Origin of the sequence: Photobacterium atrarenae (assembly GCF_024380015.1) — a bacterium.
Taxonomy (GTDB): Bacteria; Pseudomonadota; Gammaproteobacteria; order Enterobacterales; family Vibrionaceae; genus Photobacterium; species Photobacterium atrarenae.
The window spans coordinates 1022991-1045062 of the sequence record NZ_CP101508.1 but is presented as its reverse complement, the minus strand read 5'-3'; the positions used below and the strand labels follow the sequence as shown (position 1 = coordinate 1045062).

The 22072-nt window shown below is 54.6% G+C and carries 18 protein-coding genes; 3 read left to right on the top strand and 15 right to left on the bottom strand.

All coding sequences use genetic code 11. The features are described 5' to 3' along the window. Nucleotides 1-82: 82 nt before the first annotated feature. The 4 genes from NNL38_RS05110 to NNL38_RS05095 all read right to left on the bottom strand — a co-directional run bounded on the left by NNL38_RS05110 (nt 83) and on the right by NNL38_RS05095 (nt 3722). Nucleotides 83-1018, bottom strand: a complete 936-nt coding sequence (locus NNL38_RS05110) for a class I SAM-dependent methyltransferase (protein ID WP_255389947.1) — start codon at nt 1016-1018, stop codon at nt 83-85. Between the two features lie 140 nt (nt 1019-1158). After that, nucleotides 1159-1365, bottom strand: coding sequence for a hypothetical protein (locus NNL38_RS05105; protein ID WP_255389946.1), 207 nt, complete (start codon nt 1363-1365; stop codon nt 1159-1161). A gap of 174 nt (nt 1366-1539) precedes the next feature. Beyond that, nucleotides 1540-2223 (bottom strand): TIGR01621 family pseudouridine synthase, encoded by a 684-nt coding sequence (locus tag NNL38_RS05100; RefSeq protein ID WP_255389945.1) that lies wholly within the window; start codon nt 2221-2223, stop codon nt 1540-1542. A gap of 164 nt (nt 2224-2387) precedes the next feature. Next, complete coding sequence (locus tag NNL38_RS05095; protein WP_255389944.1) at nt 2388-3722, bottom strand: sodium-dependent transporter; 1335 nt, start codon at nt 3720-3722, stop codon at nt 2388-2390. Nucleotides 3723-4072: 350 nt separating this feature from the next. Here NNL38_RS05095 and cls point away from each other — a divergent pair, with 350 nt between their 5' ends. Beyond that, a complete protein-coding gene (gene cls, locus NNL38_RS05090) occupies nt 4073-5530 on the top strand; it encodes a cardiolipin synthase (protein WP_255389943.1) in 1458 nt (485 codons plus the stop codon). 123 nt (nt 5531-5653) lie between these two features. On the opposite strand, the gene NNL38_RS05085 is transcribed toward cls, so the two are convergent. The 5 genes from NNL38_RS05085 to NNL38_RS05065 all read right to left on the bottom strand — a co-directional run bounded on the left by NNL38_RS05085 (nt 5654) and on the right by NNL38_RS05065 (nt 10051). Further along, entirely contained in the window at nt 5654-6499 is an 846-nt protein-coding gene (locus NNL38_RS05085; protein WP_255389942.1) for a nitrilase-related carbon-nitrogen hydrolase, read from the bottom strand. A gap of 61 nt (nt 6500-6560) precedes the next feature. Then, nucleotides 6561-7445 (bottom strand): glycine betaine ABC transporter substrate-binding protein, encoded by an 885-nt coding sequence (locus NNL38_RS05080; RefSeq protein WP_255389941.1) that lies wholly within the window; start codon nt 7443-7445, stop codon nt 6561-6563. A 58-nt stretch (nt 7446-7503) separates the two neighbouring features. Beyond that, nucleotides 7504-8241, bottom strand: coding sequence for an ABC transporter permease (locus NNL38_RS05075; protein ID WP_255389940.1), 738 nt, complete (start codon nt 8239-8241; stop codon nt 7504-7506). A gap of 3 nt (nt 8242-8244) precedes the next feature. Further along, the gene (locus tag NNL38_RS05070) at nt 8245-9366 is read right to left on the bottom strand and encodes an ABC transporter ATP-binding protein (protein ID WP_255389939.1); all 1122 of its coding nucleotides are present in this window, start codon (nt 9364-9366) and stop codon (nt 8245-8247) included. A gap of 28 nt (nt 9367-9394) precedes the next feature. Next, nucleotides 9395-10051 carry an ABC transporter permease gene (locus NNL38_RS05065; protein WP_255389938.1) on the bottom strand — a complete coding sequence of 219 codons (657 nt, stop codon included), beginning with the start codon at nt 10049-10051 and terminating at the stop codon, nt 9395-9397. Between the two features lie 481 nt (nt 10052-10532). Between NNL38_RS05065 and NNL38_RS05060 the strand changes: the two genes are divergently transcribed. Further along, the gene (locus tag NNL38_RS05060) at nt 10533-11030 is read left to right on the top strand and encodes a putative pterin-binding protein (protein ID WP_255389937.1); all 498 of its coding nucleotides are present in this window, start codon (nt 10533-10535) and stop codon (nt 11028-11030) included. Nucleotides 11031-11047: 17 nt separating this feature from the next. Continuing rightward, nucleotides 11048-12232, top strand: coding sequence for a GGDEF domain-containing protein (locus NNL38_RS05055; protein ID WP_255389936.1), 1185 nt, complete (start codon nt 11048-11050; stop codon nt 12230-12232). Nucleotides 12233-12489: 257 nt separating this feature from the next. Here the strand turns inward: NNL38_RS05055 and yiaY are convergent, their stop codons facing one another. The 6 genes from yiaY to cobA all read right to left on the bottom strand — a co-directional run bounded on the left by yiaY (nt 12490) and on the right by cobA (nt 21689). After that, on the bottom strand, nt 12490-13638 hold the full coding sequence (yiaY, locus tag NNL38_RS05050) for an L-threonine dehydrogenase (protein ID WP_255389935.1): 1149 nt from the start codon (nt 13636-13638) through the stop codon (nt 12490-12492). Nucleotides 13639-14012: 374 nt separating this feature from the next. Beyond that, the gene (locus NNL38_RS05045) at nt 14013-15785 is read right to left on the bottom strand and encodes a bifunctional protein-serine/threonine kinase/phosphatase (RefSeq protein WP_255389934.1); all 1773 of its coding nucleotides are present in this window, start codon (nt 15783-15785) and stop codon (nt 14013-14015) included. A 158-nt stretch (nt 15786-15943) separates the two neighbouring features. Beyond that, nucleotides 15944-17413 carry a NarK family nitrate/nitrite MFS transporter gene (locus NNL38_RS05040; RefSeq protein ID WP_255389933.1) on the bottom strand — a complete coding sequence of 490 codons (1470 nt, stop codon included), beginning with the start codon at nt 17411-17413 and terminating at the stop codon, nt 15944-15946. 295 nt (nt 17414-17708) lie between these two features. Further along, complete coding sequence (gene nirD, locus NNL38_RS05035) at nt 17709-18038, bottom strand: nitrite reductase small subunit NirD (RefSeq protein WP_255389932.1); 330 nt, start codon at nt 18036-18038, stop codon at nt 17709-17711. 11 nt (nt 18039-18049) lie between these two features. After that, a complete protein-coding gene (nirB, locus tag NNL38_RS05030) occupies nt 18050-20590 on the bottom strand; it encodes a nitrite reductase large subunit NirB (RefSeq protein ID WP_255389931.1) in 2541 nt (846 codons plus the stop codon). A gap of 106 nt (nt 20591-20696) precedes the next feature. Next, entirely contained in the window at nt 20697-21689 is a 993-nt protein-coding gene (cobA, locus tag NNL38_RS05025; protein WP_255389930.1) for a uroporphyrinogen-III C-methyltransferase, read from the bottom strand. Between the last annotated feature and the right edge of the window lie 383 nt (nt 21690-22072).

The following is a 22072-nucleotide window of genomic DNA, read 5'->3' as shown; positions in this document are numbered from 1 at the left end:
TTTATCGCGGCATCAAAGATGCTCGACTTTTCTTCCCTGCCGGTTCAGGGCGAAGGTAAAACACAACATCAGCCATCTACGATCAATAGCCAAATCGCATTACTTTCAATCCTTTCTCTGGTGCAACTTCAGCAAACTCAGGCGGGTTCTCCAGACGCTCAATAAAGCGTAACGCCGGCGCTTCCGCCGCCATGCCGTCAATCAGAAACTGGGATGTCACCCCCGGATCATTCACGCAGGCCAGCACCTGGCCGTGCTCGGTCAGCAGCTCCGGTAAGCGGCGCAGAATTTTCTGATAATCCTTAGTCAGAGCAAAACTGCCTTTCTGGAACGATGGCGGGTCAATAATGATCAGATCATACGGCCCCAGTTTGCGCACCTTGCCCCAGGATTTAAACAGCTCATGGCCGAGAAAACTGACCTTGCTCAAATCATGCTGGTTGAGGTGGTGATTCTCCCGCCCCCGGCTCAGAGCTGATTTGGCCATATCCAGGTTCACCACATGATCAGCACCGCCGGCAACCGCTGCCACCGAAAAACCGCAGGTATAAGCGAACAGGTTGAGCACGCGCTTACCTTGTGCATGGCGCAGAACCCAGTCACGCCCGAAACGCATATCGAGAAACAGGCCGTTGTTTTGCTTGCGGCCCAAATCCAGTTTAAACATCAGCCCGTTTTCGACCACCGGCTGATATTCCTGATGTTCCCCCCAAAGCACTTCCAGCGGCGAGCCCTGGCGATCCCGGTGCTGCAGCAACAGCGAAACCGCCCCGCTCTGCTGCCACTGCGGCGACTGCGTCAGATCGTTCAGCATCGCCTGCAGAGCCGTGAGGAATGCCGCATCCGGCTCTTTGAATAAAGACACCAACACCTGCCCGGCCAGCCAATCCACCGTGAGCTGCTCCAGACCCGGCCAGCAACGGCCACGGCCATGAAAGAGCCGCCGGACTTCCGCAGGCGGCGGGGCCAATTGAGTGAGTAGGTGTTGTTCCAGAGTCGATAGCGCGCTTAATTCCATAACATGTCAGGCTTAATGAAAGAGGGGCGCTATTTTATACCCAAGCTGAGGAAAATAGCTCGCTCGAGCACAAAAATATTATAGTTCGCCGCACAGGCGCTTCCATACAGCGGATCAGACATCTGGTGATAAGAAAGGGATCAGGCGACGAGCTTGAACTGCTCCTCGGCCTGACGGTGGCTGGCCAGCACCACGTATTCAACATGAGCGCGCGCCTGACGCTGTCGCTTGGCCCGGAATGTCATTTTTTGCCGGCTGCGGCGCAATGATGCCAGCCCCCAGAATCGCGATATCATTTTTTTCTTTTTCAGTCTCAGGCGGTGCGATGCAGAGCGGGTCAGGCGCATGATATTCCTCGGTCTAAGTGATATCCCGGACCACTATTTTATGTAATATTACTCGATATTTTTACCGCGTAAGGTCAAGGAATCATCACTTAACACCAAGAAATTCAAGTTATTACCGATTCTGTGTATCCGTAGCTTATATATTGCGCAATTTGCGAGTTCAATGAATAGCCGTTATTTCATCGCCACCTTCGGCCAGCTCAAATCCCAAGGCGATGACCATCCCTGAAGTGCCGACTGCACCTCAGGCGATTGCCACAAGACACCGGGCTCCGGCGGACAGATAAACTGCCGGAGCGTGCCCTGATAGGTAAACCGCAACGCATAAGCGTGCAGATAACCGCGATCAGCCGCTTCACTTCCGTAAATGTCGTCCCCGATGATCCCGGAGCCGACACTGCGCAGCGCCACCCGGATCTGATGGGTCTTGCCAGTATGCGGCTTACATAAAAACAGCCGCCGCCCTTCCCCGGCTGTGGTTGAAAAAAACTGAGTGATCGCCGGATTGGTTTTGCTGCTCTCCAGCTTCCAGCTACTGCGGCGCGAGCGGGTCATATCGCCCATCACTACCCCCTGCTTTTTCTTCGGCTTTTTGCTCCCTATCGCCAGATAGAACTTTTCCACACTTCGCTCGGCAAAGCAGGCCGACAGCTCAGACGCCGCCTGGCGGTGACGGCCCAGCAGGAGCAGGCCAGAGGTCATCTTATCCAGGCGATGGATCAAATACAGCTGCGCGTCTCCGGTCTGCGCTGCAACCGCAGCCAACAGCGGTTGTTCATTGTCATCTTTATGTACACTCACCCCCGGGTGCTTATTGATAACCAAAAAATCAGGATCTTGATAAACCAGGGTGAACATGCCCAACCACCATTATGAAATAGAAACAGGGGGCGCAGTATAAACGCTTCCTCGCAGAATGGCAGCCTCGTGTCGCACCCGGATCAAAAAGCCGCCTGCGGGACTTCCCGCAGGCGGCTTGAAATAGACTCGTGTGACCGGCCTTTCTGAAATTGATGCAGCGCTTAGGCGAAGAAGACCACCAGCATCAAAATGGGACAGACAACCCGGACATACCAAGGCCAGATTTTCCAGAACAGTCCCTGCTCTAGTTCGGGGTAGCCTTCCCGGATCTCCTGCAGCACTTTGTCCCGCTTCCAGACCCAACCCACCAACAGGGCAAACATCATCCCGAGAATGGGCTGGGCGTATTCTGTAGTCAAGGAGATTACCAGGCCGAACAGCTCCCCAAAGTTGAATACAATCAGTGCCGAGAACAGGGTGATCAGGCCCCCGATCCACCACACCGCCACTTTTCGATCTTGCTTGAGCTCTTCGGTGGCACAGGCGACCGGTACTTCCAGCATCGAAATGGATGAAGTCAGAGCCGCGATCACCATCAGAACGAAGAAAAGCACCCCGATAAACAAACCAGCACTGCCCATGGTATCGAACATCGCCGGCAAAACACTGAAGACCAAGGTATCCGAAGAAAGCAGCGCCCCGGTTTCACTGTAAATTTCGACCCCGTTATGCTGGGCGACAAACATCGCCGGCAGGATCAGCAGCCCGGCAATAAAGGCCACCGAGGTATCAAGCAACGCCACCTGGGCCGCAGTTTTCGGCAGGTTGACATTTTTCTGGATGTACGAGCCATACACCATCATCGAGCAGACGCCGAGCGACAAGGAAAAAAACGCCTGTCCCATCGCGCTGACGACCAGATCCGGACTGAAGTGCGACAGATCCGGCACCAAGTACATTTTCAGACCGTCGGCAGCCCCTTGCTGGGTCAGGATGTAACCCACCATCACCACAAACAGCACCAGCAGCACCGGCATCAGCCGGGTTGACCAGCGCTCGATCCCGTTCGCAACCCCGTTACGGACCACTAAAATCGTCAGCACCATGAAAACAATCATCAGCACCAAATTGCGACTGGTACTGAAAGATTCCAGCCAGGTCGCGGCATCCGTCAGCCCAATGACATTGAGCACCGGGCCGACTAGGAAACCGAACAACCAACCGGCGACAATGGCGTAGAAGCTCAGGATCATCGACACCGCGATCATCCCGGCAATCCCCATCAATGCGGCAATCCCCCGTTGCTGGGGCCAGACGGCCCGCAAAGATTTAATGGGGTTGGCATTGCCATAGCGACCGATAGTAAGCTCCGCCACCAACAGAGGATATGCCAGAGCAAACACCATCAATAAATAAACGAACAAAAACACTGCGCCGCCATTACTGGCCGCCTGGGTCGGAAACCCCCAAATGTTCCCGAGCCCGACCGCAGACCCGGCCGCTGCCAGGATAAAACCGAGTCGTGAGCTAAAATGCCCTCTTGATCCACTTGCCATACCGCTTCTCTTACTCATCTATCATTATTGTGACTTCAGGATGTTGTGTACGCCAGGGTGTAAATTAATTTGTACAGACTAAAAGTATCAGTCACCCCCTGAATATTGGCAAGTAAATCAGTAAAAGAATAAAATGTCAGACCCGCAGTCCATTTTTTTGATCTATCACTAACCTTTTGCCTTTCTCGCTGTTTTTTTGAGCATGTAGACGATATTCCCCCCCTTTTTATGCGGTATAGGCATCTCATGACGTGACCAGCCACCCTTTTGCCAATTCCACTGGCATTCTCGCCAATTCAATGCAAAATAAGCTTCATATAAACCCCAAATTTGGCTGATAAAACACTTACATGGAACAATTTTACCAAGCACTCGCGCTGGCCGGCGTGCTTCTCTACTGGTTAGCTGTCGCCGCAGTCACGCTCCGGATTGTGTTCAAGCGCCGGGTGGTCGGCGTTTCGCTGGCCTGGCTAATGATTATTTATATCATTCCGATCGGCGGGGTGATTGCGTATCTGCTGTTTGGTGAACTGAACCTGGGAAAAAAGCGCGCCGAGCGTGCGCGGGAAATGTTCCAGCCTTTTGGGGTCTGGTTTCGCAGCCTGAATGACTGTCCCGGCCATCAGCCACAAGCAATGAGCACCCGTGCCAGGCCCATTAGCGAACTGTGCGAGAACCGGCTGGGGATCCCGGCCCTTTCCGGCAACACTCTAAGTCTGCAAAACAGTCCCAAGCAAATCCTGCGCTCACTGGTGGAAGACATCCACCAGGCCCAAGAGACGATACAGTTGGAATTTTATATCTGGCATCCGGGCGGCCTGGCCGATGAAGTGGCGACTGCGCTGATCATGGCGGCAAAACGAGGCGTGTCCGTACGTCTGCTGCTGGATTCTGCCGGCAGTATGCGGTTTTTCCGCAGTTACTGGCCCAAACTCATGCGCCAGGCCGGCATTGAAGTTGTGGAAGCGTTAGCGGTCTCGCCGTTCCGGATGTTTCTGCGCCGGCTCGATTTGCGCCAACACCGAAAAATCATCGTGATCGACAACCGGATTGCCTATACCGGCTCGATGAACCTGGTCGATCCCGAGTATTTCAAAACTGACGCCGGGGTCGGACAGTGGATTGATGTCATGGTTCGGGTCACGGGCCCGGCCGTGGCGGTACTAAACGGGATTCAAGCCTGGGACTGGGAAGTCGAAACCGGCCAGCGCTTTTTACCGCCCTTGCCGCAATGCACTCCCAACCTGGCAAAGAGTGATTCGGACATGATCCAGGTGATCCCGTCCGGTCCTGGGATGCCGGATGAAATTATCCACCAGGCCCTGTTGCTCAGCATTTATCAGGCTCGCCGGAGCATTGTGATCACCACACCCTATTTCATCCCCAGCGAGCACTTGCATCATGCGCTGATCAGTGCCAGCCAGCGCGGGATCAGTGTCCATATCGTGATCCCGGATAAGAACGATTCAATCATGGTGGAATGGGCCAGCCGCTCCTTCTTTACCGAGCTGCTCTCAGCCGGCGTCCACATTCACCGCTTTCACGGCGGTCTGCTGCATACCAAGTCTGTGGTGATCGATGACAGTCACTGCCTGATTGGCACCGTTAACCTGGACATGCGCAGCCTGCGACTCAACTTTGAGGTTACCCTGACCATAGATAACCCGGCCTTCACCCACCAATTGGGCCAACTTCAGCAGGATTATATTCAGGATTCGAGCTACATGAAGCTCCGGGAGTGGGAAAAACGCCCGGTGATCCAAAAGCTGCTCGAGCAGTTTTTCTACATGTTCAGTCCGTTGTTATAACTTGTTCCGCACCTGGAGCCTACGCTTAACGCTACGCTCGCGAGCCAATAAGAAAGGCTGCACCGTGTCCACACGGTGCAGCCTTTCTTTTTTACTTCGGCCGCTTGGTACTGAGGGCTGGGATTAACCCCCAATCCGCTGCTGCAGCAGCTCCAGTACCAGGCGGTTGTCCGCATCGCGAATCGTCGGTAGCTGAAAGCGCGCCTCACGGGTATCGGCTAAGCGAACCACGCCGCTAATCAGGGCTTCTTCCCCACCCGCTTGAGCAATACAGTTGCCGAAGGCATCCATGATCCGGGAACCGCCCCAGAACTGGCTGTTGCCTTCGCGGGCACAGCTGTTCGCCATCAGCAACGGCACACCATAGGTCATGGAAATAAAATCGGTATTGGTTGTCCAGCCCTGTGGGTTGGAAAATTCATCCGAGACAATATCCGCTGCTGAGTTCACCGGGGCCAGCAGCAGTGACGGCTTATCCAGCATCGCCAGGTGCGGCAGCGCCGGGTTCCACAAATCAGCACAAATCAGAGTGTGGGTCAGCCAGCCGGCAAACGGCTCGCACGGCACCAGACTCTGCCCTTTGCTGTACCACTTGGCTTCTTCCAGACCGCCATAGTTCGGCAGGTTCAGCTTGCGGTGCAGGTGGATCAACTGGCCGTTCTTAACCATTCCCTGGGCGTTGTAAAACTCACCCGGCGCGGCTTCTTCGACAAAGCCAAAGCACACTGCCATCTCCCCTGCTGCCTGTGCCAGCTCGGCGAGCAGCGCATCATCGCTGCGCATCGCAACAGCCAGGGTCTGTTCCCGCAGGCTATAGCCGGTCATCGACAGCTCGGGAAACAGCAACAGCTCGACCCCTTCGTCACGGGCTTGGGTGATATAGGCCAAATGTTTGGTCAAGTTTGCGGTAACATTCCCCAGCTCAGGTGCGATCTGGGCAATCCCGACTTTCAGTTCATTCTTTCTCATCAGCTTACTCTCATAAAAAAGGGCCGGCCCCAGGCCAACCCTTTTTCCAACCAGGAAATGATTAAAGCAAGTTGTTGCTTTGCAGGAACTCTTTTGCAACAGACTCGATACTCTGCTTCTCAACATCGACTTTGGCGTTCATCGAAGCCATCACATCGTCATTCAGCAACGCTGACAGCGTGTTGAGCTGCTCAGCCAGTTTCGGATGCTTGCTCAGGGTATCTTCTCGCACCACAGGCGCCAGAGCGTAGTTCGGGAAGAAGCCTTTATCGTCCTGCAGCACAATAAAATCAAATGCCTTGATGCGGCCATCGGTGGCAAACACCAATGCCAGATCCGCTTCACCCACTTTCAGTGCCTGGTAAGTCAAACCTGAATTCATCTTTTTCAGGTTCTTACGGGAGAATTTGAATTTGTACGCTTTTTGCAGCGGGCGCAGGCCATCCGGGCGCGCCGCAAATTCAATGTTTGAGGCAAAGATGGCATCTTTACCGTCCCCTTTCAGCCAGGCGGCCATATCGCTGATCGAGACGATCTGGTTCGCCTCGGCATCACTCCGGCGCATCGCCAGGGCATAGGTATTGTTTGCTTTTGACGGGTTGAGCCAAACCAGACCCTTCTCGCCATCCAGCTGCTTCACCTTGTTGTAGGTGTCTTCTGCGGACAGGCGGTCTTTGATCTTGTTGAATGTGATCAGAGACGTACCTGTATATTCCCAGTACAGATCAATCTGGCCGTTCTCCTGGGCCTTACGCACCACCGTGGAGCCCATGCCATCACGCTTGTCGACTTCATAGCCCTGCGCTGCCAGGTATTGCTCGGTGATCGAAGCCAGCACCAGCTGCTCGGTAAACCCTTTGCCGCCAACAACCAGATCAGCAGCCTGGGCTACTGTGGATGTGAAAGCGATCATTGCCGCAGTGGCAATCAGACGAAACTTAGACATCGTTATTTTCCCTCTCTACAGTCAAACTCAAATGTTTGCTTATTCATACATGCCGTGACTATCCCCGCTGGCGCAGCGGATTCACCCCTTTACTGACCATCATAAAGGTCAGAGCGCCAAAACCAATATCAAACAACACCGCCAGGGCCGCGGTCGGGATCGCACCGGCCAGCATCATGGTCAGCTCATCGAGATCAATCCCGGTAAAAATCAACTCGCCCAAGCCTGTGCCACCAATCAGAAACGCCAACGGGACTGTGCCGATATTGATCGCAAACGCAGTGCGGATCCCGGCAATGATGACATACAGTGCATTGGGCAACTCGACCTTCCACAGTAACTGCATCGGCGTCAGGCCCATGCCAATCGCAGCTTCTTTCAGGTGGGCTGGCACAGCAATCAACCCGGTATAGGTATTTCTGACAATTGGCAGAATGGTCGCAATCACCAGCGCAAAAATTGCCGGGGTGTTGCCCACACCGAGAAATGTCATCGACAACGCCAGCACCGCCAGGGTCGGCACCGTCGAGCCGATGTTGAAGATCTGCATAAAGGCTTCCGAGAAGCGCCGGCAGGCCGGGCGACTCAGTACAATGCCGATCGGCACGGCGAGCAAAATTGCCAGACCGCCGGAAATCAGCGTCAGCTTGACGTGCTCCACTGCCAGATACGTAATATCTTCCCAATAATAGAGGAAATCATCGATAAAGCCGTTTGCCTGGAGCTCAATTCCAAGCGCAAACGCCAGGAGCAAGCTGGCAGCAACGATGAACTGCTTCAAACGTTCACGTTTCACACCTTACCCCTTCGTATTGAAACTGGCTCCCAGGTGGTGAGTAATACCACGCTGCGAAATTTCACCACACAGGCGACCCTGTTCATCCACGACCGCCAGCCAGCTGATATCATGAGCGAACATCTTCGACACCACAGCACGCAAGTCCTGGGTTTGATCCATCAGGATCGGCAGACGCTCAAAATGTTCACTGCACAGACCACGCTGGCTCATCGCTACGGATTTGCTGATCACCCCAATCGGCTGGCGCTGCTTGTTGACCATCACGATCATCCCGTGGCCATATTCGGCCATCAGACGATTTGCCTGCTCCAGGGTATCTTCCGGGGAAACCGTCGGCACCTGGCGCTCCATCACTTCACCGGCCGTCGAGAGCTGCAGCCGCTTCAGAGTTCGGTCCGTGCCAACAAAATCAGCCACGAAATCCGTCTCCGGGTGGGCCAGAAGCTGATCCGGGCTCGAGTATTGCTCCAGCTGACCATTGCGGAAAATCGCCACTTTATTGGCCATCTTCACCGCTTCGTCGATATCATGTGAGACGAACATAATCGTTTTTTGCAGTTCCTTGTTCATTTTCAGGAACTCTTCCTGGATCACTTCCCGGTTAATCGGGTCAATCGCGCCAAACGGCTCATCCATCAGCAATACTGGCGCATCTGCTGCCAGGGCGCGCACCACACCTACCCGTTGCTGCTGGCCACCAGACAACTCGTTCGGAAAGCGCTTCATGTAAGCATTCGGATCCAGCGCCACCATATCCAGCAGCTCTTTCACCCGGTTGGTACAGCGCTTGGCATCCCAGCCCATCAGTTTCGGGATCAGGGCAATGTTCTCTTCGATGGTCATATTAGGGAACAGACCGATCTGCTGGATCACATACCCGATGTTGCGACGCAGGGTCACGGTATCGATACCCGTGGTATCTTCGCCGTTGATGTACACCTTGCCCGAAGTCGGCGTCACCAGACGGTTAATCATTTTCAGCGTTGTGGTTTTGCCACAGCCCGACGGCCCGAGCAGGACGCAAATCTCGCCGGTCGGGACTTCCATGTTGATGTGATCGGCAGCCGTCACCACACCCTGTGGTGTTTCAAAAATTTTGGTCAGGTTTTCAAGTTGGATCATGAAAACACCCTCTGTTAATCGTCAATCTTTAGCCGTGAACCACGACGCCCTTTGGCGTAAATTTTTTCTGGATCATCGCCAGGATGGTGTCGGCAACAATGGCCAGCAAACTGACGGCCAGCGCGCCGACAATCAACTGGCGCGAGTCAGACTGGCTGATCCCGCGGGCGATAAAGGTACCCAGGCCACCGGCACCGATGTAGGTCGCAATCGCCATCACCCCGATATTCATCACCACCGCCGTGCGGACACCGGCCATGATCACCGGCACAGCCAGCGGAATTTCGACCAGACGTAGACGCTGACTATTGGTCAAGCCTATCCCCCGAGCGGCTTCGCGCAATGCCGGATCAACATTATTAATCGCGGTATAGGTATTGCGGATAATGGGTAACTGAGAGTAAAGCAACACCGCAATCACCGCCGGCAGATAACCGATCCCCTGACCGATCAGAGACAAGACCGGGATCATGATCCCGAACAGCGCGATAGACGGAATCGTAATAATAATGGACGCAACATACAGGACGATATTCGCTGCATGCTGATTCTGGGTAATCGCAATTCCAATCGGCACGCCGGTCAAAATCGCCAGGCCAACCGCAAGGCTGACCAGGGACAGGTGTTCCGCCGTGCGGGCACCAATGATTTCCCAGTTGTCCAGAATGAAATTGAAAATTTCCAATTTGCACCTCTGGATAAAAAAGGTTAAACACAGATTGTTTTCAGACTAGCGCAAGATACACGCTGAGATACAACCACGGGTTGTACAGACAAAGGATTCCTCCGGCAGGTATGACAGCTTGCCATGAGGGCATTCGCCCAACGAACAGTCGGGGAATGAAAAATGAGGGCTGATTCTAGTGACTTCGCTAATCGAGCTCAAGTTTTTTCCACTGATATTTTCGTTTTACTCACTTAATGAGAGCAGAAAAGTGCCAGAAAACTTAGTGAAGATCGCAAATTTAACATGAAATGACAGTAGAAATTTTACAATCTCGGGGAACTTTGCAACGACATATTCACAACTAACATTTATATCAAGCTACACTATACAGACTGCATCTCTTATATGATGTCATGACAACGTTAATCAATTGGCTGAATTTAGCTGCGTCCAGATGAATACGATTAGTATTTTTCAATCGCTACTATGAGGTTTCAGGATGTCCGAAAGACTGTCATTTTTTTATGATAAGTTTTTACTAATATTTTTATTAGTTTCAAACTCAATTCACGGCTATGCCTATGAAACAACCCTGACACTCACCGGAACCACGACCGCCGGCGATCAAGTGACGACCATATTCACCCGGGAACAACTCGAGCAATTGCCGCAATCTTCGATCACCACCCATTTACCCTGGATCACCGATCAATCGACTTTCACCGGAGTGAAGCTCTCTGCATTATTAGCCATTTACAACTTACAACCCAGCACCATTCATCTCAGGGCACTGAATGACTACGCCACCACAGTCAGCTGGACACATATCCGCAAATATGAACCCATTATCGCGACCCGACAAGATAACCAACCGCTCAGAATTCGTGATTACGGCCCCTACTGGTTGATTTTCTCTATCGACCAATACCCGGAGCTCAATCAACGGAAATACCAGGGCAAAATGGTCTGGCAACTGGAAACCATTACCACGGAATAACACAAGGAGTGTGGCCGATGTTTCAATGTGAGCACGTTCCCCGAACAGGGAGCTGGATCAAACGGGCCCTGTATGTCCTGACCCCTATATTAATTCTCAGTACGCTGATTGCGGTTCACCAGCTCAAAGACAATTCAGAGATGATCTCGTTGAGTCAGAATGAGGCAATTTGGTTCATTCTACAACTGACCAAGGAATACTCGGAGTTTATCTACCAGCTACAAAGCTACCAGTTTGGTAATACCAGCCACGATGCAATGATGATCCAGTATGAGATCCTGTGGAGCCGCTTCAATACCATCACCCATAATGACCTGGTGGTCCACCTGAGCCAGTTCAATGGCCTTATCCCGGCATTCACTGCCCGGTTCGAGCAAGTCCAGGCTATTGAGCCGCAATTGCTCAGCCTGCCGACAACCGGGAATTTCGAGCCCGTGGTCCAATATATCCGTACTGATTTTGAAAGCCTGGTTACATTTCTCAATGAAAAGTTTCGCCTCACCAGCGGCGATATGAGCGTGCGGATCCAGGCGATCGCTGAAATTGAACAAGTGATCCAGTTTCTGCTGTTTTCCACCTTCCTGATGGGCAGCCTGATGGCCTATGTCCTGCTGCGGGAATCCCGGAACCACCATTTCCTGGCGATGAACGATTCCCTGACCGGGCTCCACAACCGCTTGTGGCTGAACCATAAACTCCGCGAGCTGGAATCAATGAACCAGCCGTTTACCTTTTACCTGATTGATCTGGACGGCTTTAAAACCATCAACGATACGCTCGGCCACCAGGCCGGTGATGAACTGCTGACAACCGTGGCAAAACGGCTCTCCCGGCTCAACTGCCAGCATTATTTTGCCGCCAGAATGGGCGGGGATGAGTTTGCCGTGATCGAGCTTTGCGGACCCACCAACACCGCTCACAAGCCTACTTGTATCCCGGAACAGCTAGCTGCTGTGTTCCGCCGCCCTGCCCGCTATGCCGGAAAACGACATGACATTTCCGCCAGTATCGGGGCCAGCCAGTTTCCCGACAGCGCCCACTCCATCTCTGAACTGCTGAGACAAGCCGACTTTGCCATGTATGAAGTCAAACAGGCCGGCAAAGACGGCTTACGTTATTTTCAGCAGCCTCCCCTCACCGAAATGGCCCGGGGCGTCAAAGACGAAGGAGCTCCGACACCGACGTCCAGCCTGCTCCACTAATACCAGTCAAAGTAAGTTGAGTGCTCAAAAATAGCGCCGGAAAAATGTTTGAGAACAAGGCGGGATTTTTAGATCAGTAGTTGTTCTACAATTAAAAATTGTAACGCAGTTATCGAACACTTTAACAAGCTAGGATGACCAGTTATTTACTGCGATTGGTATTAGTTACTGCGATTGGTATAAACACCGAAGGCCAACTAAAAAACGGCCCCGTCATCCGACGGGGCCCGTTTCAGTCCTCATCACAAGCCACGGACTCACATCGCCGCAGCAAAGATCTCGGTAATTTCCTCGTGCGTGGCTTGTTTCGGGTTAGTCAAACCACACGCATCTTTCAGCGCATTCTCAGTCAGCACCGGGAAGTCATCGGCTTTCACACCCAGAGCTTCCAGACCGGCTGGAATGCCGACATCCTGAGACAGTGCCTGGATCGCTACCAGCGCTGCTTCCGCGCCCTGCTCTGGCGTCATGTCCGTCACATCAACCCCCATCGCCTTGGCAACATCACGCAGACGCTCAGGGCAAACCTGGGCGTTGTAGCGCTGAACATGCGGCAGCAGAACGGCATTACACACCCCGTGCGGCAGATCATAGAAGCCGCCCAGCTGGTGGGCCATCGCATGGACATAACCCAGCGATGCATTGTTGAACGCCATCCCGGCCATAAACTGGGCATAAGCCATCTGCTCACGGGCTTCCAGGTTCTGACCGTCTTTCACCGCCGTACGCAGGTGTGCCTGGATCAGCTCAATCGCTTTAATCGCCACCGCATCGGTAATTGGCGTCGCTGCCGTTGAAACATAGGCTTCAATCGCGTGCGTCAGGGCATCCATCCCGGTCGCTGCAGTCAGCGACGCCGGTTTCGCCAGCATCAGTTTCGGATCATTGACCGACATCAGCGGCGTGGTGTTCTTGTCGACAATAGCCATTTTGATGTGGCGTGCTTCATCGGTAATGATACAGAAACGCGTCATTTCAGACGCCGTCCCAGCCGTAGTATTAATCGCGACCAACGGCAGTTGAGGCTTGGCCGAACGGTCTACGCCTTCATAATCGGCAATTTCGCCGCCATTGGACGCAACCAGCGCAATCCCTTTGGCACAATCGTGTGGAGAACCACCGCCCAGAGAAATCACGAAATCACAGCCGTTGTCTTTCAGCAGTGCCAGGCCCGCTTCGACATTACCAATGGTCGGGTTCGGCTGCGTGCCGTCAAATACAACCGAGGCAACATCTCGCTCTACCAGCAGATCAGCCACCTGCTTGACCATACCGATATCGTTCAGAATACGGTCGGTGACGATCAACGCTTTTTTGAATCCATGTGCACGAATCGCATCAGCGGCTTCTGTCAGACAGTCCGCACCCATCAGGTTTACAGTCGGGATAAAAAATGCACTACTCATCAATATGCTCCATTATTATGTATTGCTTCCAGCGGCAAGGCGCCACTTCAGGCAGAAACCTTTCACCAGCCAACAAGTCACCCGTACCCCATTCGGGGTACCCGGTCCAGATGCGCATATCTAACACTGTTAGAATGTGCAACAAATTGATCTCGGACAATTTATTGAAGAGGTCTGATGTCTTTGCAGTGTTTATTTGAGTTGAGTCACCTTTTACTAAGAAAAACATTATCTTAGCGTTGATGGGTGGAAACAGACTATTTCCCTCTGTCATCAAACCAAGAAAGCTGATGACGTGTTTTATCTTCCTTCGGGCCAGGCCTCACCCGGCCACCCTGCTGAAACCGAATACGTTATCAGTTACATCGATTTCGCTACCGCAGCAGTAACCAGCTCTCTACCAGCACCACCATGGCCAAGAGCCAGGCCAGCCCCTGCCAGAACCGCAACGGATTACGCTGGAGCAACGGGGCGCGCTTGAGGGTATTCAGCAATTGGGGGTTCGGGGCTGACAAGTCCTGAAGCATTTCCGACATCACCTGGTAGCGCGATCCCGGCGCCGGGTGACAGGCTTTTTTCAATACCAGATCCAGCCAGACCGGTAAATCCGGGCGGGAGCTCAGCACGGAGCGATAGTGGTAATGGCGTTTGAGCTGTGGATCAAACACCGGCGATACCGACGCATACGGCAGCTGACCAGTCAGCATTTCATAGACGATCACGCTGACGGAATAGATATCGGACAGCGAGGTCGCGCGGCTCCCGGCAACATATTCCGGCGCGATATAATCCGTTGCCCCGACCGGGATCGCTTCGCTCAGCACCTGATGGATCTCTTCGAGCCCGGCCACCTGGGCCGTACCGAAGTCGATACAAACAACGCGCCCGTCGTCGGTCAGGATCAGGTTTTCCGGCTTCAAATCCCGGTGCACCATGCCCATGCGCTGAAAATAGCGGATCGGTTTGATGAGCTCTGCCGCGATGGCCCGCACCTGCGACAGGCGGGGGGATGGATGGTCCAGCATCCACTGGCGCAGGGTGATCCCCGGAACAAAATCACAGACATGATAGAGGAAGGGTGACGACGCTGCCGGCGGATGGATCTTCATCACCGACGGATGGCTGAACTGCCGACCCACCCAGCCTTCCCGGGCAAAGCCTTGCAGATAGCCCAGGTCCTCAGCAAAGTTCGGTGACGGACATTTGAGGACATAGTCCTGCTGATCAAACTCGCTGCGCGCCAGGTAAACATGGCTGCGGGTGCCGCTATGGAGCACCCGGCGGATCTGGTAGTGCTCCAGCCGCTGCCCTTCCGCCAAGACCGGCGGGATCACCCGCGCTGTCAGGGCCCGGCTGGCTTCCGCCAGGGTTTGCTCCGGCAGCCCATCGATCCGCACCAGCAGGCAAGTCAGGTTATCATCGCTTCCCTGCGCCCGGGCGCGTTGCAGAATGTTCCGGGCCAGCGCTTCCAGCTCGGACTGGGTCAAAGCATCAGTGCCGGCCAGCAACACTTCCAGCTGCGAAGGCGACAGCCAGTCGTGCAGGCCGTCGGTGGTCAGCAGCAGCACATCCCCCACCGCCAGCGGCTCCGGGTGATAATCGACCTCCAGTTTGCTGTCCATCCCCAGCGCCCGCAGGAGCAAGTGCTGATCCCCCCCCTGACGCCGACGATGATCCCGGGTCAGTTGCTCCAGCCTTCCCAGACGAAGTCGGTACACCCGGCTGTCGCCGACATGGATCACATGGGCGGTATTGGACTTGAACACCACACCACTGAAAGTGGTCACCAGCCCGTTGTGGCGCAACTCGCTGTGCTGACCATGATGATACAGCCAGCGGTTGAGCCCGGTCAGCACCTTGGCTGCGGCCTGACGCACGGTCCAGCTTGCCGGGGTACTGTAATAGTCTTCAATAAACTGGGTCACGCAGGTATGGCTGGCCTGCTGGCCGCGGGCGCTGCAACTGACACCATCGGCGATACAGGCCACAATCCCATAATGCTTGCGCACCGGCAGCCGCGGCGGCTGGTACAGTGCAAATGCATCCTGATTCACCTCCCGGCACCCGGCACTGGAGAACCCGCCACAGGTTACCCTTAAGCCGGGCTGCTGCGCTTGCTGCGTGTCGGCTGCCATTGTCATCACCATCCCTGCTCTCCCTTGTTTGAACCCGTTTTAATCCCGGGTCAAACCGCCTGTACAAACTGCCTGTACCAACCGCCAGCACGAACCGCCAAGGCGATCCGCGGGCAATACTGTTTCAGGCGGCCAGGTACACTTACCCGCCGCCACGCGCTGTCCCTGATTTAACTTTTCGCCACATCAATCAGGGTCACACTGCCGTCTTCGTTGATTTCAGCAATCTGGCCGGACGGCTCTTCCATCATCAACAAAGTAACAAACCCAATTACTGCCGTGGCTGCAATGACATAGAAGAAAGTGCTGTAATCAACAAACGAGAGAATCGTCAGGTAACAGACCGCCCCCACATTGCCGTAAGCCCCGGTCATTCCGGCGATCTGGCCGGTCATGCGACGCTTGATCAGCGGCACCGTTGCAAAAACCGCCCCTTCCCCGGACTGGACGAAGAAGGAGCAGGCCATTGCTGCCGCCACCGCCAGCCACACCGGCCAGCTGCCGTCGACCTGGCCCATCAGGAAATATCCGGCTGCCAGACCGGCGGTCAGGATTAACAGGGTCGGCTTGCGGCCGAATTTATCCGAAATCCAGCCCCCGCCCGGACGCGACATCAGGTTCATAAAGGCATACGCCGAGGCCACCATCCCGGCAACCACCGGCGTGAGCGCAAAGGTTTCCGAGAAAAACAGCGGCAACATCGACACCACCGCCAGCTCCGAGCCGAAGGTGGCAAAATAAAGCACATTCAAGATCGCCACCTGCTTGAACTTGTACTGATGAATTTCAGGTACCGGTGCCTGAAACACGTGCCGGTTCACTGTCCAGGTTTTCTGCACTTCATACAGATACAACACACTGAGCAGCACATAAATCCCGCTCACTAAGCTGTCACTCAACATGCCGATCCCGGTCGGCGAGAGTTTCCACGCCAGCAGCGCCAGGGCGCCGTACATCGGCAGCTTCATCACCAGCAGCAGGAAAAAATCGCCTTTTGAAGTGACTTCCATCGCCCCCAAATTCTTGGGCTTGAAATAAGTCGCGCCCTTAGGCGTGTCGGTGACATTGATATAGAAGATATACGAGAAGATCAGGCTCATAGCCCCGGTGATCGTCATCGCATAGCGCCAGCCGTCCTCCCCGCCGAACATCACCGCCAGAGTCGGTAACGTAAATGCCGCAGCGGCTGAGCCGAAGTTTCCCCAGCCGCCGTAAATCCCTTCAGCGGTGCCGAGTTCATTGTGCGGGAACCATTCCGACACCAGTCGTATCCCAACCACGAACCCGGCGCCGATCAGACCGAGAGCAAAACGGGCTATCGCCGCCTGGACAAAGTTATCGGCAAAGGCAAAGACAAAACAGGGAATGGCGCAAATGGCCAGTAACGCCGAATACACCCGCCGCGGACCATATTTATCGGTCAGCATCCCGATGATCACCCGGGCCGGGATCGTAAAGGCGACGTTCAAAATCAGTAAGGTCTTTACCTCGGCAGTGGTCAGGCCCAGGGATTCCTTCACCGACTGCAGCAAAGGCGCAAAGTTGAACCACACCACAAAGGTGATGAAAAACGCAAACCAGCTTAAATGAAGGATCTTCATCTTGCCGGTAAAGGACAATAGATTGAACTTATCTGTCATGGGGTCACTTCCTTAGTTGACGAATTAATAAGTTCATTGCATCTGTCATGCCAAAATTTAAAATCCAATAAAAACAATGGATTAATAACATAAACTCAAATTAAAACGTATTTAAAGACAACCAACTCATCAATCTAGTGCAATGACGCACCAAGACTCACATCAAGCGCCCAATATTGGACAGTTTTATGTTGTATTAAAAACACCAAACGTAACTCTAAAGCGGTATTTTTAAATTAAGTGACAAAAAAAGGAGCCATATCAGCTCCTTTTTCATCAAAACAGAAATAACCAATCAGTTTATTCGCAGTTGCACTTTCCCCTGATTAAGCCGGACCTCATAGGTTTTTAAACGATATTCGGGAGCTTCCAGACATTCGCCACTGTGCAGGCTAAAGTGCTGTTTATAGAGCGGAGAAGCCACCACTTTCTGGTCTCCCAGTGAGCCGATGATGCCCCGCGACATCACATTGGCCTGGCCAATCGGATCGTAATTCGACAGCGCATAGAGCTGCTGACTGTGACGACAGAAAAAAATCGCCACCTGCTCATGATTCAGCAGAGCGCAGATCCCGGTATCCTGGATCAAATCACTTTGCTGACATACGGTTTGCCACTGTTCCATCTCGTTTCCTCCTATTCCGTCACATCGACAATTTCAATCCGCTCACCACGCAGGACCGGCTGCCGCTGACCCCGTTCCAGCACATAACTGAGCCGGCGATCAGGCTCCGCACTGTTGACAAAGTGCTGGAATCGCTTGAGTTTCTGCGGCGATGCCAGGGTGGTTTTCCATTCACACTGGTACTGACTGAGGTTATAGGCCATGTCGCGTTCCAGCTCGCCGACGATGCCCAGCTTATCCTCGATCACCACCTGCTTGAGATATTCCAGCCCGCCTTCGAGATTTTCCAGCCACACCGACGTCCGCTGCAGGCGATCGGCGGTGCGGATGTAGAACATCAGGATCCGATCAACATAGGCGAGCAGGGTGGCATCATCGAGATCCGCGGCAAACAGGTCGGCGTGACGCGGTCGCATTCCACCATTGCCGCAAACATACAGGTTCCAGCCCTTTTCCGTCGCAATCACCCCGATATCCTTGGACTGCGCCTCGGCACATTCACGGGTACAGCCGGAGACCGCAAACTTGAGTTTATGCGGCGCCCGGAGCCCTTTGTAACGGTGCTCCAGATCAATGGCGAATCCGACACTGTCTTTCACCCCGTACCGACACCAGGTACTGCCGACACAGGATTTCACCGTCCGCACCGATTTCCCGTAGGCATGGCCGGTTTCAAAGCCGGCAGCAATCAACCGACGCCAGATCAGCGGCAGTTCATGCAGCTGTGCCCCGAACAGGTCGATCCGCTGTCCCCCGGTGATCTTGGTGTAGAGGTCAAACGCTTTGGCCACTTCCCCCAGCACAATCAGCTTCTCCGGGGTGATCTCCCCGCCCGGCACCCGGGGCACCACAGAATAAGTACCGTCTTTTTGCATGTTGCCGAGGAAGATATCGTTGGTGTCCTGCAGGCCGATGTGCTGATCGTCGAGCACGTAATCATTCCAGAACGACGCTAAAATAGATCCCACTGTCGGCTTGCAGACATCACACCCCAGCCCCTGGCCGTATTGCGCCAGCAGCGCATCAAAGGTTTTGATCTGTTTCACACGGACGATATCGGCCAGCTCCTGACGCGAATAGGCGAAGTGCTCACAGACATGGTTGCTGACTTCATACCCCAGACTAGCCAGCTCGGCATCCAGCACCTGCTTGGCCAGCGCCGAACAGCCGCCACAGCCGGTAGAGGCATGGGTGCTGGCCTTCAGGGCGGCCATATCGGTGCAACCGGCCGCGACCGCCTGTTTGATATCCGCTTTGGTGACATCAAAACAGGAGCAGATCTGAGCAGTGTCCGGCAGAGCCTCAACGCCCATCGCTCCGCCGCCCTCACCTTCCCCAATCGGCGGCAGCAACAACACCGCCGGGTTGTCCGGCAACGGCAGGTCATTGAGCTTGAGTTGCAACAGCTGACTGTAAGCCTCGACATCCCCGACCAGCACTGCACCCAGCAGCCGCTGACCGTCTTCCGACACCACCAGGCGCTTATACACCTGCTCAATCTCATCATGGAAGGTATAGGACTGCGCGCCCGGCGTGGCGGCGTGGGCATCGCCGATACTGGCGACATCCACGCCCAGCAGCTTCAGCTTGGTACTCATGTCCGCACCGGTGAAAGTTGCCTGCCCGTCGCCGCACAGGTGCGAGACCGCCACTTTGGCCATCTGATATCCCGGCGCAACCAGGCCGAAGATTTTCTCCTGCCACAGCACACACTCGCCAATGGCATAGATATCCGGCTCGCTGGTCCGGCAGTGATCATCAATCACAATCCCGCCCCGCGCCCCGACTGCCAAACCGCTTTCGCGGGCCAGCGCATCCTGCGGCCGGATCCCGGCTGAGAACACAATCATGTCCGTCTCCAGATGGCTCCCGTCGGCAAAGTTCATCCGGTAGCGGCACTGCTCACCGGCGACAATCTCGGTGGTCGCTTTGTCGGTATGCACGTTCACGCCCAGTGACTCAATTTTTCGCGACAGCAACTGACCGCCGCCCTGATCCAGCTGCACCGCCATCAGACGCGGCGCAAACTCCACCACATGGGTTTGCAACCCGAGGTTTTTCAGGGCATTGGCCGCTTCCAGGCCGAGCAGCCCGCCACCGACCACCACGCCGACCTGGCTGTGACGGCCGGAGGCTTCAATCGCTTCGAGATCGTCGATGGTGCGGTAAACATGGCAATGCGCCTGCGCATGGCCGGGGATCGGCGGCACAAAGGGATACGATCCGGTGGCCAGCACCAGCTTGTCATAGGACTCCACCCGGCCGCTGGCGGTCACCACCTGACGCCCCGCGTGATCAATCGCCGTCACTCGCTCATTCAACACATACATCACCCCGTGCTCGCGGTAATACGCCTCATCGGTCAACGCCAGCTCCCGGGCAGCGGTGCCACTGAAATACTTGCTGAGCTGGACCCGGTCGTAAGCCAATCGCGGCTCTTCGGAAAAGGTGATCACCTCAAACTGATCGCGCTCGTCGCGCTGGAGTAAATCGTCAATAAACCTGTGCCCCACCATGCCGTTGCCGACCACGACAATCCGCTGTTTTTTCATATCACTTCCTCACTGTTCTCATCTGTTACGCCTGTGTTTGCTGCGCTGACTGATTACTTGCGCTGACTGGCTGTTTATGCTTATTTGTTATCCGTGTCTCAGGCACTCAGCCGACGCGCTTGAGCGCTGTCTGCACGCGACTGTCTGCGGCCAGGGCTGTTTCCCGGGTGGCGGTTGTTTCACGGGTAGCAATTGTTGCCTGGGTAGTAGTTGTTTCTTGGGAAGCAGTTGTTTCCTGAGTCGCCATTGCAGTCTGAAACCACTGCAGCTGCTCGGCCAGCGACACCACCTGACCGACCACGATCAGGGCCGGTGACTGCACCTGATGGCGACCGACCAGAGCATCCAATTCCGATAAAGTGCCCCGGATCACCCGCTGCTGCGGGCAACAGCCATTCTCAATCAACGCCACCGGAGTCGCAGCACCCATTCCGGCCCGGGTGAGCTCCCCGGCGATGAGACCGGCTTTGGTCAGGCCCATATAAAACACCAGGGTATGATCGAGCCGGGCAAGCGAGGCCCAGTTGAGGTCGAGCTCTTTTTCCGCATGGGCGGTAACAAACGTACAGCCCTGCGCCAGACCGCGATGGGTGAGCGGGATCCCGGCATAGCTGGTACAGCCCGAAGCAGCGGTGATCCCCGGCACCAGGCAGGTCTCAATTCCGGCCTGATGCAGTTCAAGCATCTCTTCCCCACCGCGGCCGAAGACAAACGCATCGCCACCTTTGAGCCGGCAGATATCTAACCCTTGCCGTGCTTTGGCGATTAACAAGGCATTGATCTCCTGCTGTGGCACGCTGTGTTGATGCTTGGCTTTGCCGACATAAATGGTGGGCGTACCGGCAGGAAACAGGGCCCGAATGGCCGGGCTGACCAGCCGGTCATAAACAATCACATCGGCTTGCTGGATGGTACGCAGGGCTTTCACGGTCAGCAGATCCGGATCTCCCGGTCCGGCGCCGACCAGACTGACCCGCCCGGCAGGCGTTCGGGCATTGGTGGCGTTCAGGCGCACAATTTCTGACGCACTTGCGGTTGCAGTTGCAGTTGCAGTTGCAGATGTTACTGATACTGGCGCTGGCGTAGATGTGTGTGGCATCGTTCATCCTTACGTACAGTCCGTGTACGTGCTGTAGACATTTGAAGCTGTCAGAGCAAGGAGAGTGCCAACTGATAGAAAAACCAATAAGAATAAAAGTAATCGATTGATTAAGTTGAATATTTATCGGTGATCGCTCGTATTCGTTACCGTCTCACCCGATCCGGCTCAGCCAGGACAAATCCCTCTCTTGGTGCACAGCACACCAGAATAATGCACGGGTATATCCATTTTTATAGCATCAAGCACCAGCGAGCATACCCCTTAAGGGGTACACCCAGTTAAATTCACCATCCCCCTTACACAGACATCCTGCCGACAGCAGCCTTGATCCTGTTTTTATGGAACCATGGCGTTTTCTGTGGTGAAGCCGCAACCACGAA